The following is an 18,051-nucleotide window of genomic DNA, read 5'->3' on the forward strand; positions in this document are numbered from 1 at the left end:
TCCATGTGCATTGCTAAGCCCATAAGATAAGCCGCCTGCAATCTCCCTAAACATGAAAAAGCCGCTCGCAGGCGGCTTCTCATCCAACATTTTAGCTCTAAACTTCAGCTGAATCTGTTATTTGTTCTGTATCACACACGTCGGTAACCTTGCGTAACGATTTTATGCCCCGCCACCGTCTGATGATTTTCAATCGCACCCTTCACCCGTTCAAGCACATCACTCTCATAAGTGGAGGCACACTCAAAACCAGTCTGCACATATAAATCAGCCGAATCAGCACTCAAGTTGAACCAACGTGCAATGACATCTCCTGTTTCTTCCGCAATCTTCAATGTGGAAAATGCCAGCGTCGAATTTTCGGCTTGCCAGTTAAGCCACTGTTTGCTCAGTGGTAATTTCAGTTCCCCTCTATTCGTTCCCTCTACCGGCTGTGCTTCCTGCTCATACGTATAAGCCCGTGTTCCGAGCTGCACTGTCGTCCACGGGATAGGATACGTATACGCACTTGCACAAGCACCGGATTTCGCTGCATCGCCTGCAAACGGAATAATAGCATACTCCACCGACTGAGACCCTGGACATTGAGCTTCCGGTGTCTCAAAAACACCCCAATCTCCCAACTCGGATGAAGCTCGCAGAAGAGTAACAGCGATCTTTCTTCCTACGGTTTCCTGCAAAATTTCGTATTCATTGAGTCCTTTGTTCGCGATCATCAGCCCAGCGTTACCATCGGTTACATGAACAAATGCCTGCTGATGCTGTGCATTACTCGGGTTCACCCATTCTTTCGCTGGCGTGTTCGGCCGTTTGGCAACTTCAAAGATGGAATCGGCATAATGATTGTCAGTCACCAACCCGGAAGGGAACAGTGCACGCAGACGATGATCCCTGGCCTGATTGTTGAATTCGGTCTTTACTTTGACCATATCGCTGCCCGCTTCAAGTGTATATGTTGTTGTGATCGTGAGAGGAACAGTATCCTGGACACGCTGAGCCTTACGCTCCGTGAAAGGAACCATGTAACGCTTCTCCTGCTCAAACAACTCATCTGCCCCAGCCGGAATGTTCCAACGCAGCACACTTTCCATTACAGCACGATAGGGAGAATGATCCACAAGACGCAGCTCCGCCTTGAGATGTTCGGTGGTTAACGCTTGCTCACCTTCCGGCTGACGGTACACATATTCGTTACCGATATCCCCTGTATTTTCGTAGACGTTCAGTCCGCTATATTCTGCGCCAGAACGTTTATCGGTCAGTGTGATCGTTCCGTTCTGCCCCACACTTACTCGCAGATATTCGTTTTCCATCACGTTCGCTTCAATATCAACGTTAACTTCAACGTCAGACGTCAGCTTTTCTACGCGATCACAGGCAGGCACCAGACCATACGTCTGATATCCAAGTGCCGGAACATAATTTGCCTGAAAAATCACCTTAACTTTCCGTGCCATGTACGGCTGACGAAAGCGGTCTTTCGGAAGTTCATACCCGAAGTGCACACCGAGGTCAAGGATTTCGGCTGCGCATACATTGCCTTCTGCATCAGTCACCTGATATGTCGGCAGCACGACTTCTTCCAGTCTGCGTGCAAGAGCCTGCGGATTCGGACCTTCCGGGAAAAAGGCTTTATCTACAACCAGTTCTTTCTCAATGATACCGCTTCGCTTCCACCCGGCCGTATTAAACACGGTGAACAACACCGCATCCCCTACCCAAGCTTCTTCACTCTGCACCTCAATGCATTCCGCTATTGCTTGCGAGGTCTGAGATACCAGCTTCTCGGCGAGTTGCCGGCTCTTGGCAAACCGGGTTACCATCTCGCGATGCACTTCATCTACACTACAGCCACAGATGCTGTCATGTGGATGATTCTGCATAAGCATCTTCCAGGCATGCGTAAGCAGATGATGCGGGTATTCCTTAACCCCCGCTACATGGGCCATGGCTGCCAGGGGTTCTGCTACTTTTTCCAACAACGTCTGCCCCTGCTGGTTTAACTGTTTCAGATATACACGCGCAGAGGCCGTATTGACCAGCGTCCCCCATCCATCCGTATGTTGACTGCGAAGCTCTCCTTCAATCGTTGCCAGATGATCAGGAACCTGCTGCGAGACTGCTTCGATATAATCATCAAAATTAGAGTGCACGAATTTCACTTCAGGGTACAGCTCGGAAGCGATGCGAAGTGCCTCAGGCAGATCCGTCTGAATCGGTTGATGATCACATCCGTTCATGAAGAGTAGATGTGATGTTGATGCAAATTTCTCGGCATCCTGCAGATTTTTATCCCAGTATTCTCGTGCTTTCTCCGGGTCTACAGGCACCTCCATCCCGTTACAATACCAATTGGCAAACAGAATACCGAGCACTTCCGAACCGTCCGGGGAACGCCAGATCATCTCTGAATAGGGAGATTCATACGCTTCTGCATCCACAACAGCGTTGTTGAATCCGGTAGGTTTCACCCCGCGCCCAAAGATCGCATTCTGGATGTCGGCCTGCTGCAAAATCTGCGGAGCCTGTCCCATATTGCCAAACGAATCCGGGAAATACCCGGTTTTGGAGATGATACCAAAAGGCTTGGCATCCCGATGCCCAATGAGCAGATTGCGCAGGTTAGCCTCACTACTCGTCAGAAACTCGTCCTGAAGCACATACCACGGACCAAATTGAATGCGTCCCTCACGAATGTACCGATCCAACCGCTCTTGCTGGTCTGGACGAACTTGTAAATAATCTTCCCGAATAATGGTCTGTCCGTCGAGATGAAAGTAGCGATATTCCGGGTCCCGGTCGAGTGTATCCAGCAGCTTGTCCATCAGTTCAACCAGTAACACATGATGATGCTCGTATGGCATATACCATTCCCGATCCCAATGCGTGTGTGAGATCAGATGTGCTGTTTTTTGGTTCGTCATATGTGTATCCTCCTATCCTTTTGTCGCTCCACCCATGCTGAATCCTTTGGACATATAACGCTGGGAGAAAATATAGAGTACTACCGAAGGCATCGTGTATAACATCGAAAATGCGGCCAATCTGCCGTATTCCACCATGCCGTGACTGCCAAAGAATTGATAAATCGTAACCGATGCCGGGAGTTTCTCCGGAGTCTGAAGCAAAATGTAAGGTACAAAAAAGTTGCCCCAGCTGCCTGAAAAGGTAAAGATCGCAATGGTTGCAATGCCTGGCAGCATCAGCGGAGCAACAATGCTTCGCAAGCCTCTCCAGACCGATGCACCATCAATCCAGGCCGATTCTTCCAGATCAATCGGAACGGAATCCATGAAGTTTTTCATCATCCAGATGCCGTATGGAAGAGATGAAGCCGTCAGGAACAGCATCGTGGCAATAATGGAATTCTGCATTTTGAAGAACAGGAACATCTGGAACACTGGCACCATTACAGCCGTAATCGGCAAAGCCGTCATAAACAGAATGGATAATAAAAAACTTTTCTTAAACCGCATCTCGTAGCGTGATAATGGATAGGCCGCCAGCACAGATACAGCGACAACAAGCGCCGCTTGCCCTCCTGACAGAATAAGACCTACCCCGAACGAGCGCAGATTACTTTCATCCCCAAGTACATCCTTGAAATTTTGCAGTGTCCACGTTGCAGGCATCTTGATGCCTTGCTGTGCGTTCGGATCAAAGGATGCCAGAATAATCCAAAGTAGCGGCAATAAAAAACATAGACCGAGGAAAACCAGAATACCGTACTGGATCTTGCGTTGAATACCGTGTTTGACCATCATAAGAACATGACACCTCCTTCATCGTTACACTTTTACTTTCATTGAACGGATGTAGAACAGGCTGGCGATAATGCCAATGAACAGTAACACAAGAGAAATGGCTGTACCGTATCCGAACTGGTAATTCACAAATGCCTGATTATACATAAATATAGGCAAGGTCTGTGTAGAGGTACCCGGGCCACCGCCCGTCATCGTATAAATCAGAGTAAACACACCCAGTGTCTGCAAAGTAACCAGCATCATATTGGTAACGATAGAACCTTTCACCATCGGAATGGTGATGTGGCGAATGATCTGGAATCCGGTGGAACCATCTATAATGGCGGCTTCCTCGACTTCCTTCGGAATATCATCCAGTGCTGACTGATAAACCATCATGGAAAAAGCCGTTCCATGCCAGATGTTGGCGATAATAACACTCACCATCGGGAAACTGAACAGCCACGAGATTGGACTCACGCCAAACCAGCCCAGAATCTGATTCAGTGAACCATTGTCACTGAAAAAGGCTACCATACAGAACGCCACAACAATTTCAGGGGTGACCCAACCAGCGATAACGATAATGCCGATGATTCGGCGGAAGGTAACATTTTTTTCTTTCATAAGTAATGCAAGAATAAATCCGAGCACGACCTGACCAATCACTGCGGAGAAAATCAGAAATATCAGCGTACGCCATACGCTGATCCGAAAGTCTGGGTCTTGAAACATGTTGATAAAGTTTTGGAATCCTACGAATTCCAGGCTTTTGGCTGCGGCGCCTGTCAATGCCATATTGGTAAAAGCGAAGCAGATCGTCAGCACAATCGGCACAATAAAAAACACGAGTAACAGCGTTACGGAAGGCATCAGAAACAGAAATGAGCCCGGGGCTTTTCTTTTCATACGTCACTCTCCATTCGAACCGGAAAAAGGGGAGTTTATCGCTCCCCCTCCGAATCTATCGATGTTATTTTTCTTCGATATGCTCCGCTCCAACCGATCGGGAGACATTATCCTCGAATTGCTTGATGGCATCTTCCGGTGTGAGTTTGCTGGAGGCAATGCTCTCCACAATGCTTTGTAATTGAGCGGATACCGCTGCATATTGATCATTGGCCGGACGGAAGTGAGCCACATTCAACAGCTCTTGCGCTTCCTTCGTATAAGGGCGATCCGTGTATCCTTCCACTTCTGTTGAATCGCTGCGTGGACTGAGACTGCCTTCGGCAACGACACGCGCTGTTGCATTTTCTTTGTTCATCAGAAACTCAATAAATGTCCAGGCTGCTTCTTTATTCTTCGCCTGAGCAGGAACGGACCATGCCCAGCCTCCAGACATCGTGGTCGCACCTGGTTCCTGCCCATTTTGTGTCGGGAACGGTGCAAAACCGATTTTTTCTTCTACATTCGGAATCGGAGCTGCCCCGTTTGCTGCCCATGTGGAACCAGCCCAGCTTCCATCAACCGCCATTGCCAGCTTGCCTTGCGGAAATTGCTGCTGGAACGCAATGCTTCCTGCTTGTCCGTTAAGTGCTACTTGCATGGTTGGTCCAGTTTTGTCCTGGTTGAACACCTGATCAATGAATTTGAAGGAGTCCAGCAACCCCGGGCTGTTCACAACCCACTTCTTCGTTGCATCGTCGTAGAGTGTATCCGTTGTACCATACAACAACATCTCGAGCGTCTGCATCGTTACGCCTTCACCGTTCGCTTTACCCACAATAAGATTCAGCGGCGTTACGCCGGGCATCTTCTGTTTGATCGTACGTGCCGCTTCAAGAACTTCATTCCAGCTTGCCGGTTTGAACGGAACAGGCAGTCCCGCTTGCTGGAACAGCTCTTTGTTATACCAAATGCCGCGTGTATCCGAAGTGGCTGGTATACCATATATTTTGCCATCCTCGCCGGTTACTCCGGCTTTCAGGTTATCGATAATTTTGTCTTTCCAATCCGTCCAGCCTTTCACCTGCTCGTCCAGAGGTTGTAGATAACCTGCTGCCGCGTCGGATTTAATGATGGAGGTATCCTCGGCAATGACGTCAGGAGCAGTGTCCGGCGACTTCATCTGTAACACCATTTTGGAGGTGTAATCGCCTTCGCTTGCAAGCACAGGGGCTATGTTGATCTTGATATCGGGATGTTCCTTCTCAAACTGCTCGACCAATCCGGATTTGAAAAACTTCGTTAGAGTATCCTCTGAACCGGAGGAACGGAACGATACCGTTACTTCTTTTTTTCCATCGCTGGTCGTACCCGTGGAAGAACTACCGCTTGAGCAAGCCGTTGTCAGAATAAGCAAAGAAGTCATCACAGCTGCCACTGGCAGTTTCATCGAAAATTTTCTCATGTCTCGATCTCCTTTTTTGTCCTATTTCTGTATGCGGAATCCGCAATAATCCATAACTAGTTCGCTATATAACATGTTGGACCAGGAAAACCATGGACGGGTATACTCATGTGGATCATTCGCCGAGAAACCCTCATGCGTCAGACCTGTATCCGCATCCGTCCGCTGAATCAGCTGAAGCATGTTCATTTTTTCTTTCAGATCCACGGAAGTCAGTCCCTGCATCGCCAAAGCGATATGCCAAATATATCCTTCAGGTGTGTGCGGACTACCTATTCCGGAAGCCGCGGAACCTTCGTAAAAATAAGGGTTCTGTGCAGACAAAATGAATCGGCGGGTGTTCTGATAGATCTCGTCATCTTCCGTAACATATCCTAGATAAGGTAGAGATAAGAGACTTGGTACGTTGGCATCATCCATCAAGTTGTGGTTGCCTCTTCCGTCCGTTTCATATGCATAGATCGTCCCGTAGTCGGGATGCTCCACTATTCCGTATTTCCGAATCCCTTCATCCATCTGTTCTGCCAGTTTCCGAGCTGCCTCAGCCAGCACAGGTTCATCCAGGAACGCAAGTGCAATCTCCTCTACATAGCGGAGGGCTACCACCGCGAACATATTGGATGGAATCAGATAACCGTACTCACATCTGTCATCACTTGGACGGAAACCGGACCAGGTCATGCCCGTATAAGCTGTCTCCGTGCCTCGCCCTTCTCTTCCGAGTGTATCCGTCTCGGGGGCATCCAGACGCTGAAATGTATATGGAGAACGGGTCTCATGATGTTGCTCCACTTGCCATAAAGAGATGATCTCGTTGACAGCCTCACGGAACGTGGCATTAAACTGATCGGTTCGGCCTGTATTTTTCCATAACAGGTAACTAAGCTGAATCGGATACGCCAGTGAATCGATCTCGTATTTCCGCTCCCAGATCCAAGCATTCATATCCGTTAGATCCGATTGGTGGCCATGACCACTCTCTGTTTCGTTAAAAGCGTTTGCATAAGGGTCTAACAGAATGTATCTCAGTTGCCTTTCAACCAGCCCGGCGATCATATCCGACAGTTCCTGATCTTCGGAAGCTAGAATGAGATAGGGTCTGACCTGAGCTGCAGAATCCCTGAGCCACATGGCGGGAATATCCCCGGTGATGACAAATGTTGTTCCGTCTTCCTTACGCTGAATCGTCGTTGTTAATGTATTGGTAAAGCAGTTTTCAAACATCTCCACAAGCTTGGGGTGGTCTGGCAAGCCGGCCTTCACTTTGCTGATCATCTGCTGAATGGAAGGAGAAATGTTCTGATCTTTTCTCGTTGTGTGCATGAGTCCTCCTTAAACATCAAAAGTTTAACCGCTTTCATTATCCTAAAACGAATTAAATGTTATGTCAATATGTTTAACTGTATATTATCATGTTATTTAAATGAAATAAATCAAATGGTATGTTAACTTTTGTCATTAAAGGCAATAAGATCATGCGTACAACAAAAAAGAGACTCCGTCACCGAAGTCTCCATTATATTCGTATACTCTTCTTCATCATGTCCATCAAACTTCTGAACCTCACCCACTTATTTGGGTTGAGAAACCACATGCTCTCTTACCTGACTTGTCGATGTCCCCTTCACCAAGGATGCAGGCAGTACAATACGCTTGACCCCGCTTGGTTCTTGAGCCTGCATATGCCGCAACACCATCTCAAACGCCTTTACCCCCATATCAAACTGGTTCTGTTTGAGGTGCGTAATTCGCGAGTGCCTTTCGGTATGCGGACTGTCAAAACAGAGGATGGACAGTTCTTCGGGCACGCGCATATCCAGTTGTTCTGCGGCCTCTAACGCAAGCAGAGCAATGTCATATTCAGCGGCAAAAACCGCTGTAATCTGCGGGTATTTTTCATAATGGGCAACAAGATTCTGCACGTCACGATGCTTGGCTTCAGGATCAAACTCATTCGGCAAGGACGAAAGGATCGACTCCACCCACATTTCTCGATTTACCAGTATACCCTGTTCGTTATGTGCCTCAATAAAACCTTCGATTCGTTCCTCAATCGTCGTTGTATTCACTGGAGGTTGCGTCAGAAAGGCAATGTGCTGATGCCCCAGGTCAAACAAATACTTTGTCCCTTCTCTTGCTGCTCTGACATTGTCTGTGCTGACCGAAGAAGCGGGAATGCCTTTTAAATAACGGTCAATCATCACAAACGGGAACTTTCCAACAACGAGTTTTAAAATTTCATCACTAAAATATTCTCCCTGTGCGGGGAAAATAATCAAACCGTCTACCCCAAGCTCCAGCAACTCACGAATACACTGTTCCTCTTGCTCGGGAATACCGAAAGAGCGTCTAAGTACAAGAAAACTGTCATGTTTTCGTGAAGCTTCCTCCATGCCATATAAAAGTTCCGTTCCATACATATCGCTGAAATTGGTAATGACCAGACCAATGAGCAGTTTACGTTCCTGCCTCTGTCCTTTGGTTGCTGCAGACGCAGCTTCACGCCCTAACTCATCCAAGGCAGTATCAGCCACAAAAGAACCACGTCCCGGCTGTCGAATAATTAACTGTTCATTTGCCAGCATTTCCAGCGCTTTCTTCGTTGTAATCCGGCTCACGCCGAATTCGTCACATAGTTCTTTTTCCGATGGAACACGATCACCAATTTTATATTGCTGCTGCTGTATTCGTTCTCTCAACGACTCAAATATCTGTTCATACATCGGCTTGGAAGCCGAGTCTTTCCCCAATACAAGCACCTCCATAAACACTTCACTTCATCAGTCTTATATCCTAATATATCATGTTATATCATTGAAGTGAAGGAAAGATGAGAATTATTGTACGTATGCATAGTTTAAACCAAAAAACGGCAAGCCCTAATTTCGGGCTTACCGTTTTCATGATACGCTGATTATACCTTACCGAACTTTCATTCAGACCATCTCAAAGCATCGGTAGGGGATACTCTCTTGCTGGTCAGTTTATGGTTCAAGACTTTCAGCAGGATTAGAACCTGCGCCGGTCTGGTCCGATTTCAGATCACTCCCTGCCTCAGCTTCCTTCTCCGAAGCCGGCTGCTCCTTCACTTCTTCTTGTGCAGCACGGACAAACAATCGTCCGGCGGCTTGAGCCTCGGCCTTGTTGCCTGCGGCATCCTGAGCCTGAATCACAATGACTCCACCTTCAAGTACAAGAGAAGCAGGTGTAGTATATGTGCCTGTGTATACACCCGGTTCTGTCTCCACCAGAGGCACCTCTCCCGCACCACTTGCGTTCAGATTCAGAGGCAGTTGGATTCGGAAAGAAGCTTGCAAGCCAGGTTTGCTTTTAAAGGAGACGCTGACAGGCTCACCCGATATAATGTTTACATCTTCCGCCGGGGTGATATCAGTAAGTTCCGGAACTCCGGTTTCAACGTATACTTTACGTGTTACCGTCGTTTTATTACCGGCAAGATCGGTTGCCACTATCGTAATGATGTTTTCACCTTCGTTCACCAGTACGCGTTGACTGAACTTTCTGTCCCTATCAACTTGCACGGTCTGCCCATTGACGGTGACTTTGTTAAGGAATTGCTCCACTATACTGCCCGTCACATGAACTACTTCAGTGTTGATCCGGCTTCCGTCCGCCGGACTGACAAGGTTCACCTGGGGTTTAGTCTGGTCCAAAATGATAATGACCGGAAGCGAACGATCAGTCGTTTTACCATTAATGACGGCTTCTGCGGTAATCACATTAACACCCGCCCGCAGCTTCACGCCATGTGAGAATTTCCCGTTATTTACGGTGGTTGATCCTGCAACATCCTTGCCATTGTAAAACTTGATCTGCGCTCCGGAAGCAGGAGACGTTCCGGATATCGTAAAGGTGGACTGATTGGTATAGGTATTTGCTGGCGTTGTAAGCAACGGCGCATTCACCGGATATTGAACAACCGCACGAATCATGTAATTTCCCTCTTCAGCGGGCGATGCGCTCCATGCCCCACTCACACGCTGCCAGCTCCGGGCCGCATAAGTCCCGTCCTCGTCTGTAGCCAGACCAGGAGCAGCTGTACCCGCCAAACTTTGAATATAAACGATGTAGAAATCACCTGTCACAATAATGGGCTCAGGGAATTCCACAGAAGTCCACTGATTATTCCGCAGTGCCGTACCATCGAACGGCCCGGCAAGCTGTTTACCTGGTGCTCCACCAGCGCCAGACGCATCATAAACCGCGTATTTGAAAGCTGTTCCTCCAGGTACAGGCCACTCCGTATTCCAGAACCGGAACGAAGCCCCCGTGACTTGTGCTGTTTCAAGCTCCGGAGTCATTCGAACAGCCCACGCGTTATCAGCAGCATTAAAAGCTCTTGCATTCTCGGCTGTACCGTCGTCATAAGCAATCTCACCAGGGAAACCGATAAATGGTTTCAATGAGATGTTACTCTCTACCGTACCGTCGCCCGGTACAGTCACCGTAACTTTTTTGCTGTAATAATCCGCTGCCCGCACGGACAACGTATAACTTCCTTCCAGCACCTGAAGAGTAAAGCTTCCGTCTGCTCCTGTACGAACTTCTGCTACCTTGGCATCCTCCACGACGAGCACCGAGGCATCGGCTAGAGGTTGGCCTGTGCGTTCATCCTTCACTACCCCTTTAATCTGTCCATAAGGGATCGTCTCCAGATTGAAATTGGCTTTGGCTCCACTACCATCCGTGATGGTTACCGTTTTGCTTTGCGGATAATAGCCGTAAGCCTCCGCTTTTAACGTATACTCTCCTGCAACATGTGTGAAGCTGTACTTGCCTGTTGAGGAGTCTGTTTTCACAGAGCGCCCAGTTTCAAGCACCGTTACCGTTGCACTGGCCGGCAGACTCTGCGGCTGAACCGAACCTGTTCCCGGTTTCTCGATAGCAGGCTCTTGTTGTTTGGTTTTATTAAACTCTGCCTTGTCTGTTCGGGTCACTTTATACCATGGATTATCATAGTTCGGTTTAGGTTTGTCACTCGAAAGTACAATGGCTTCATCCTTTGTTACCGTTGCTGCAGCAACACCCAGCACACGGAAATCATCAATAAACCAACCTGTTTTCACTACACTGTTATCCGAGGTTAACCGGAAGCGCAATTGAACGTCATTGCCAGTCAGTGCATTCAGATCGTAGAACACAGGCGTCCACTGCTTCCCGTTCGTACTATGCGAGAATTTGCCGAGTTCTGTCCATGTTGTTCCTCCGTCTTTGGTTGCTTCAACATATCCAAAATCATATCCACTTTCGATCTCGTACCAGTGATTAAACGCAAGCGTCGCTTCGGACACATCCTTCAGATCAATTACCGGAGAGATCAGTGAATAATTCGAACCATTTTCGTACGTGCTGTCGAGGTCGGTTGCCCACACGTTAGGCGGAGATACCGCACTTGAAGGACCGGTTAACGGGATACCTCGCTCCCATTCGTCCTTGGTTCCGGCGTGCGTCCAGCCATTATCATCGTTTCCATCAAACGAATCGATATAAATATCTTCCGGTACTTGTACCGTGATGGAAACTTCATTGGATTTCTCACTTTCATTGTCACTGTAATCCAGCGCCGCCACGGTGTAATAATACGCAGTGTTCGACTCCGTAGCCGTATCCGTAAATGAGGTTTTCTTCACCGTACCGAGAGACTCATAACCGGAACCAGCCGTTTCGGAACGGTAGACAACATAAGATTTAAGATCCTCATCATCCGAACCGGTCCAGTTCAGGGTTACGTTACCCAGGATATCCGCTGTTGCGGACAACGCTGAAGGCGCTTCTGGAGCGATATCGTCCAGTTCCTGCACCGCGAAGTCATCGATATACCAGCCAGCTTTCTGAACTGTAGCATCACTGGTCAGATTAAACTGGATGAACACCTGCTGTCCGGCATATTCGCGAAGATCTATATACTGTGTTTTCCATCCTCCGCTAGTTCCTGTGTAACTGAGCAGTTCCTCAAATACATAGTCACTATCCTCAGAAGCAATGTATACCTTGCCAAAATCGAGATTATTCTCAAGGTCATACCAATGCTTAAAGGTTAACAATGCCCCTTCGGGACTTTCGGTCAAATCAATCGGCGGAGCAAGCAAGTAGGCATTGCTGTTAGGCAAATACGTGCCTTGAAGATTCGTAGCGATGACTTTGTCACCAGAATAAGCAGCCTTCGGTCCGCTCACAGGTGCTCCCCAAACCCAAGTGCTTCCTGTACCGCCCGTAGTAAAGCCAAGCTGATCCGCTTCAAAATCCTGGAGATACCCTGGCTTCACTCCATTGGATACAGCAATGCTGTATACCGTGCTTTCGAAACCATTGTTGCCATAATCATTGACACGAATATAATACTCAACGCCCTCTGGCTCAATCAGGAAAGCTGGAATTGTCGCTGTATAAGTACCTGCTTTGGTGTCTCCTTCAATCCGGTTCATTGGCAGGTAGGTGTACTGCTTCGAACCTTTGGTTCTGGCATAAGCCTCAACAGAAACCACCGCAACATTATCTGTCACATGCGCCGTCAAAGGAATGTCCAGACCTTTAAAAGCTGTATTGACCGGAGTATGCTGCAAAACCGGCTCTTCCAGATCATCTCCGGCTGTGACCACTCTTCCGGAGACGGTTCCGATGCCTTCCAGAACCGATCCAACCGCATCCAGCGCGTTAATGATCCCGTGACCGTAACCGTTGTTCGGGGTAACCGGAAACTTGCTATCTGTTCGAGGTGTCGCCGTATCCATGATGATCTGTTCCAGCTGATCCACGTTAAGAGAGTGGTTCGCTTGAAGTAACAAAGCAGCGAGCGCCGTCGTATGCGGCCCTGCCATGGATGTGCCGTTCCATCCACCTTCATATGTACCTCCAGGCACGGCTGAACGAATGTTCACGCCAGGGGCGGATACTTCTGGTTTGATCTCATTATACGGGGATGGTCCCAGCAATGAGAATGAGCCCAAATTTCCGTTAATATCGGTTGCTCCTGTAGCAAAACTTTCCGGATAGTTGGCTGGATTCGCGACTGAAGCTGGCCCTCCCGGATTGGTCAAGGTTGTATTTCCCGCAGAAAACTCCGGAAAAATCTGAGCATCACGCCAAGCCTGAACCATCGGTCTAAACCATTCGTCGAGTCCTGCTCCGCCGCCCCATGAATTATTTACAACATCCGGTGCGAGTTCTGGATGGAGGTTGCCCTCGGCATCCACTGGAGCGATGAGCCATTGTCCACCATCCAGAATAATGGCATCCGTGGTTTCCGGATTAAAAATTCGCACTCCAATCCATTTTGCACCTGGTGCAACGCCGATCTTATTGGTGCCGTTTGCTTCGGAACCCACCATCGTTCCCATGGTGTGGGTACCATGACCGTCCCCATCAGCGGGAAGAGTTGCACGGCTATGCGGATCGTACCAGCTTAACTCTGGATTAACGACGTTGCCTGAAGCATCCAGACCACGCCATTTACTGCGAAGCGCCGGATGTGTGTAATCCACGCCACTGTCCAGATTGGCAACCACGATGCCTGTGCCGTCTATACCCCGCTCCCAAACAGCAGGTGCATTGATGTAATCAAGGTTCCATTCCACATTTTCCGTCTGCTTCTTTACGCTCGAATCCGCTTCCTTGGTAGCTGTGCCTTGGGAAGCGGAGTCTTTCACTGCTGGCTGTTTGCTTACTTCCGCCTTATCCAGATATCGCGTTTCATTCGGCAGAATTTTCTCTACCTCTGGCAGCAGCGCAAGTTGCTCCATCACTTCTTTGGTACTGGTCACAGCGAGAGAGTTCACGATAAAAAAGCTTTTATATTCTTTGACCTTGCCGAGGTCAATTTCCTTTTCAAGATAATGTTCGAGAGAGTATTGCGTCCGTGAGGCGGTTTCCCGAAGGGAACTAACCACCGAGTTACGTACAGACAATTTGGTTGCCGAAGGTGTTTCTTTGGCAATCGTTGCTTTTTCCATCGCTTGTTTGGAGACAGCCTTGGTGTCCACCTGTTCCTTCATTTTGACAAGGTAGGTTACATATTCACTGCCTTCGAATGCTTTGGTCAGTTTGGCATTCACTTTGGATGTTGAAATCTCAGCCTGGCTGGACTTCATATCGATTTTGGAGGAAGATGAGTTCTGTGCAGAAACCGGAAGTGCCATTGAAAATGCAAGGAGAAGCGAGAGCCCCATGGAGACGGGCTTGCGTAACGGTTTTAATTTAATCAAACTTTTCCACTCCTTTTACCCTGCTTTATAGTTTGGTCTAGTACAGGTACCCTTCCCTGTGAAAGAATCCAATCGTTAATCCTGCTGCGATGACATAAGAATCATAAGACGCTCTGCCTTACTTTGCTTTTCATTTCACATATCGCCTCACCTCCTTTACAGGTCTGGTTAGGTAAATACAGGGTTTATAACCGTATAAATTGGCCACAGGTCAAAATATGTGCGAAGAAATAGGGTTGGGTGAAAGACGCGTAGTTGAAGTAGCCCATCATTGGTGCAGGTGGCATAAGAGTGTGATTGGATGTCCGTAAGCATTCGTGTGGAGGATGTTCAGAAGCGTTAGCAGAACGCTTGCCATGTGGATATGTAAATCCGGGTGATGCTTGCGGGTTGAATGGAAGAATACATCTTAAATTACATATAAAAGTTAAATTTAGGCTTCAATTGGATTTTATTGGTATAGTATAGATTCAAAGTTCGATACACACAAGACCTTTATTTGAAAATATTAGAAAATAAGTCTATATCATGCTTTTATAAGCCTTTTGTCTCTAACCTTACCTCCTATTACTTTCGCAATCGTGCACAATTTAAGTTATTCAACTTCAACATCAAGGTCTTTATACCCTCTGTCACTTCAACAGTCACCCTCTCTCAATAAAATACAAAAAAGAACCAGCTTGCTCGCTGGTTCTCTCAACAATCAGATCCATTCTTGTCATCACACTTAATCCAGGTCAATTTTAAATACGACAGGTACAATGCTCTTCACACCCGTTGTGGTAATCGTCAAAGCATCTTCATCACGCTCCCACATCGGCTGCTCCTCGTATCCCAGAATCTGAACCTTCTCAATGATGCCATGAAAATGCGAAGACCCTTCGCTCAGCGATTTAATGTGCACGATTCCATTATCCGGGTATACCATTACCGTGGCATACAGACTGCTGCCTTTCACCGTAAAGCGTATATCCTCACTTGTAAAAACCTTCGTATCCCCATCCGTGAATTGCCCTTCCTTCACCTCTGTGGGTCCTTCCCCGTACGTACGCCAGAACGAGGTATCGTAGATCGCCTCTCCGTTCACTTCCAGCCACTTCCCGATGCTTAGCAGGATATCCCGATCCTCGTCCGGAATCGTTCCGTCTGCTCGCGGCCCGATATTCAGCAGGAGACTCCCATTTTTGCTGACGATGTCTACGAGATCCCGGATGATCTCTTCTGCGGTTTTATAATCGTTGTTTTCCGTATAACACCAGGAATTTCTCGCAACAGCCGTATCCGTTTGCCAAAAATAAGGCTGCAGCTCCGCAAATTGTCCACGCTCCACATCAGGAACCGCCGTGCCAAACATGAATGCTTCATGCTTGTAATTAATGGCAACGGGAATTCCCCATTCCTCACCTTTGTTGTAATAATAGGCTGCAAACTTTTTGAGATATGGCTTGAACGCTGCCGTTTGAATCCACCAGTCAAAATAAAATACTCTTGGTTGATACTTATCCACCAGTTCACAGCATCGGATGAGCCAATCTTCCAGATATTCATCTGAAGGTGGGGAGCCGTAGAGATCTTGATGATCTGGCTCCGCCATGGCAGGCCAATAAAAATCCCCGCACTGCATCGGCTCTTGAATGTCGGAATCAAATTCTTTTCCATGTGACATGAAAAACCAGTGTTCGGCACGGTGGGAAGATACACAGAAGGTTAACCCCTGCTTCTCATAGGCGGCTTTCATCTCGCCAAGCACATCACGTTTGGGACCCATTTCATATGTGTTATAGTGAGAGATAGAACTCTTGTACATCTGGAAACCGTCATGATGCTCTGCAACTGGCATAATGTATCTTGCGCCTGCTTGTTTGAATAAAGCTGCCCATTCATCTGCATCGAACTTCTCTGCTTTAAACATCGGAATGAAATCCTTATATCCGAATTCCTTATGATTCCCATACACCTCAAGATGGTGTTCATAGGCCTTGGAGCCTTGAATGTACATATTACGTGAGTACCACTCACTATCATAAGCCGGAACCGAATACACGCCCCAATGGATGAAAATACCGAATTTTGCCTGTTGATACCAATCGGGAACGATGGATTCACGAAGTGAAGTCCAGTTATCCTTGAATTTCCCACCGGCGATTGTGGCTTCAATCTGCTTCAAATATTCGATTTTGTTCATGTGCTGTTCCCATCCTTCCCTGGTTGACTACATTTGTATTGTAATGTGGCAGGAAACCGTTGCACATGCAGAACATTAACGATTAGATGGACGATAATAACTTTCAGGGAGATATGCTCATGGATCATCACACACTGCTGACCAACTATTTGTCCAATCTGCAAGTGGATCTGTTTATGGTGAACTACAACCGCTGTGGCCCGCATTGGAGAGATCTGGACTATACCCCGGACTATAGCAAGTTGTACTGGATCTGCGAGGGTGAAGGTTGGCTTAAAATCGGGGATGAGGAATATTACCCCAAGCCAGGACAGCTCTTTTTGATGCCAGAAGGGGTAAAGCAATCATACTCCTCAATTAGTGACAAGCCTTTCCTCAAATATTGGTGTCATTTTTCCGCCAAAGTCGGGGGGATCAATCTGTTTCAGATTCTGCAATTTCCGCACGTGGTGAACGTGAGTCAGCCCGAACGATTTCAGGACATCTTTAGCAGTGTGCTTACCTATGCGAATTCCAATGAAGTTTACGCCCATATGATGGCCAAGAGTAAATTGACCGAATTGCTGTCTCATTACATCATGAACCTGGAACTGGATCAGATTAGCTATTTAAACGTGCCCGTTGTTGAAAAATTGTCCACCCTGCTCACCTATATCGATACACATATCGAAGAGAACATGTCCGTTCAGGATTTGGCCCAGATGCTGCACATGCATCCGAATTATTTCATTCGTTTTTTCAAGCAACAGATGGGTATGCCCCCTATTCATTACATGACCAGCCGAAAAATAGACAAGGCCAAAGAGATGCTTAGCTGCACCTCTCTGACGATGACCCAAATTGCCGACAATCTCGGATTCAGCGATTCATATTATTTTTCCAGACAGTTCAAGAAACACACCGGGCTGAATCCCACCGAATATCGCAAGCAGATGACTGTAACTACATAAATTTCTGTGCAAAATCTTATACAAAAACAACCTTCTGTTTCTGTTCAGGAGGTTGTTCGTTCGCGTTACCTTGCATTATGCGCCTTGCGCTATGTGTTACTCGTTACTGCCAATCTCTTTTTCTGAGATAAGACTCAAATACAAATGTTCCAAAAGGAAGCACACCCGCCAATAAGCCCATGATCCAAAGTGACACCTTCCACCTTTTGACGAGGCCTAGTTGTGCTAGTGCAATCAGATATAGAGGAAATAAAATACCATGAATCATACCCAGTACAGCTACAGCTATAGAGATATCGGCGAAGTACTTTAACGGCATTGCAATAAAAACAAGCAGTAGAAAGGATATGCCCTCCCAAATACCAGCAATTCTGAATCGACCTGTGACCGTGTTCATTCCGTTTGTTCTCACCTTTCCGCAAAATTGTTTGTGAAATATGTAACTTATAACATGGCGCTTTACAACGCTGTATTTCATTCACACACAACGTATGTAAGCTCTCTCTCAGTATAAAGCATGAACATGAGTCGAATTTACTTTAAATTTGAATAATTATTGAATAGAATCGATCTGTTTCACATCATTCCATATCCG

10 protein-coding genes are annotated in these 18,051 nt (G+C 47.3%); 1 reads left to right on the forward strand and 9 read right to left on the reverse strand.

Annotated elements, in window-relative coordinates; translation table 11 throughout:
- Positions 1 to 131: 131 nt before the first annotated feature.
- The 8 genes from ACUTVW_RS23905 to ACUTVW_RS23940 all read right to left on the reverse strand — a co-directional run bounded on the left by ACUTVW_RS23905 (position 132) and on the right by ACUTVW_RS23940 (position 16,506).
- Positions 132 to 2,924 (reverse strand): alpha-mannosidase, encoded by a 2,793-nt coding sequence (locus ACUTVW_RS23905; protein ID WP_445648059.1) that lies wholly within the window; start codon positions 2,922 to 2,924, stop codon positions 132 to 134.
- Positions 2,925 to 2,936: 12 nt separating this feature from the next.
- Positions 2,937 to 3,761, reverse strand: a complete 825-nt coding sequence (locus ACUTVW_RS23910) for a carbohydrate ABC transporter permease (protein WP_123063799.1) — start codon at positions 3,759 to 3,761, stop codon at positions 2,937 to 2,939.
- A 27-nt stretch (positions 3,762 to 3,788) separates the two neighbouring features.
- The gene (locus ACUTVW_RS23915) at positions 3,789 to 4,655 is read right to left on the reverse strand and encodes a carbohydrate ABC transporter permease (RefSeq protein WP_445648060.1); all 867 of its coding nucleotides are present in this window, start codon (positions 4,653 to 4,655) and stop codon (positions 3,789 to 3,791) included.
- Between the two features lie 64 nt (positions 4,656 to 4,719).
- Positions 4,720 to 6,099: an extracellular solute-binding protein gene (locus ACUTVW_RS23920; protein ID WP_445648061.1), complete on the reverse strand. Its 1,380-nt coding sequence runs from the start codon at positions 6,097 to 6,099 to the stop codon at positions 4,720 to 4,722.
- A gap of 21 nt (positions 6,100 to 6,120) precedes the next feature.
- Positions 6,121 to 7,422, reverse strand: coding sequence for a glycoside hydrolase family 125 protein (locus ACUTVW_RS23925; protein WP_445648062.1), 1,302 nt, complete (start codon positions 7,420 to 7,422; stop codon positions 6,121 to 6,123).
- 248 nt (positions 7,423 to 7,670) lie between these two features.
- Positions 7,671 to 8,858 (reverse strand): GntR family transcriptional regulator, encoded by a 1,188-nt coding sequence (locus tag ACUTVW_RS23930; RefSeq protein WP_445648113.1) that lies wholly within the window; start codon positions 8,856 to 8,858, stop codon positions 7,671 to 7,673.
- Positions 8,859 to 9,083: 225 nt separating this feature from the next.
- Positions 9,084 to 14,321, reverse strand: a complete 5,238-nt coding sequence (locus ACUTVW_RS23935; protein ID WP_445648063.1) for a S8 family serine peptidase — start codon at positions 14,319 to 14,321, stop codon at positions 9,084 to 9,086.
- A 727-nt stretch (positions 14,322 to 15,048) separates the two neighbouring features.
- Complete coding sequence (locus ACUTVW_RS23940) at positions 15,049 to 16,506, reverse strand: alpha-L-fucosidase (RefSeq protein WP_445648064.1); 1,458 nt, start codon at positions 16,504 to 16,506, stop codon at positions 15,049 to 15,051.
- A 119-nt stretch (positions 16,507 to 16,625) separates the two neighbouring features.
- On the opposite strand from ACUTVW_RS23940, the gene ACUTVW_RS23945 reads away from it, so the two are divergent.
- Positions 16,626 to 17,456: an AraC family transcriptional regulator gene (locus ACUTVW_RS23945; protein WP_445648065.1), complete on the forward strand. Its 831-nt coding sequence runs from the start codon at positions 16,626 to 16,628 to the stop codon at positions 17,454 to 17,456.
- Between the two features lie 103 nt (positions 17,457 to 17,559).
- Here ACUTVW_RS23945 and ACUTVW_RS23950 read toward each other — a convergent pair whose 3' ends face one another.
- Entirely contained in the window at positions 17,560 to 17,853 is a 294-nt protein-coding gene (locus tag ACUTVW_RS23950) for a DUF3817 domain-containing protein (protein WP_445648066.1), read from the reverse strand.
- Between the last annotated feature and the right edge of the window lie 198 nt (positions 17,854 to 18,051).

Source organism: Paenibacillus sp. TSA_86.1, from assembly GCF_052691815.1.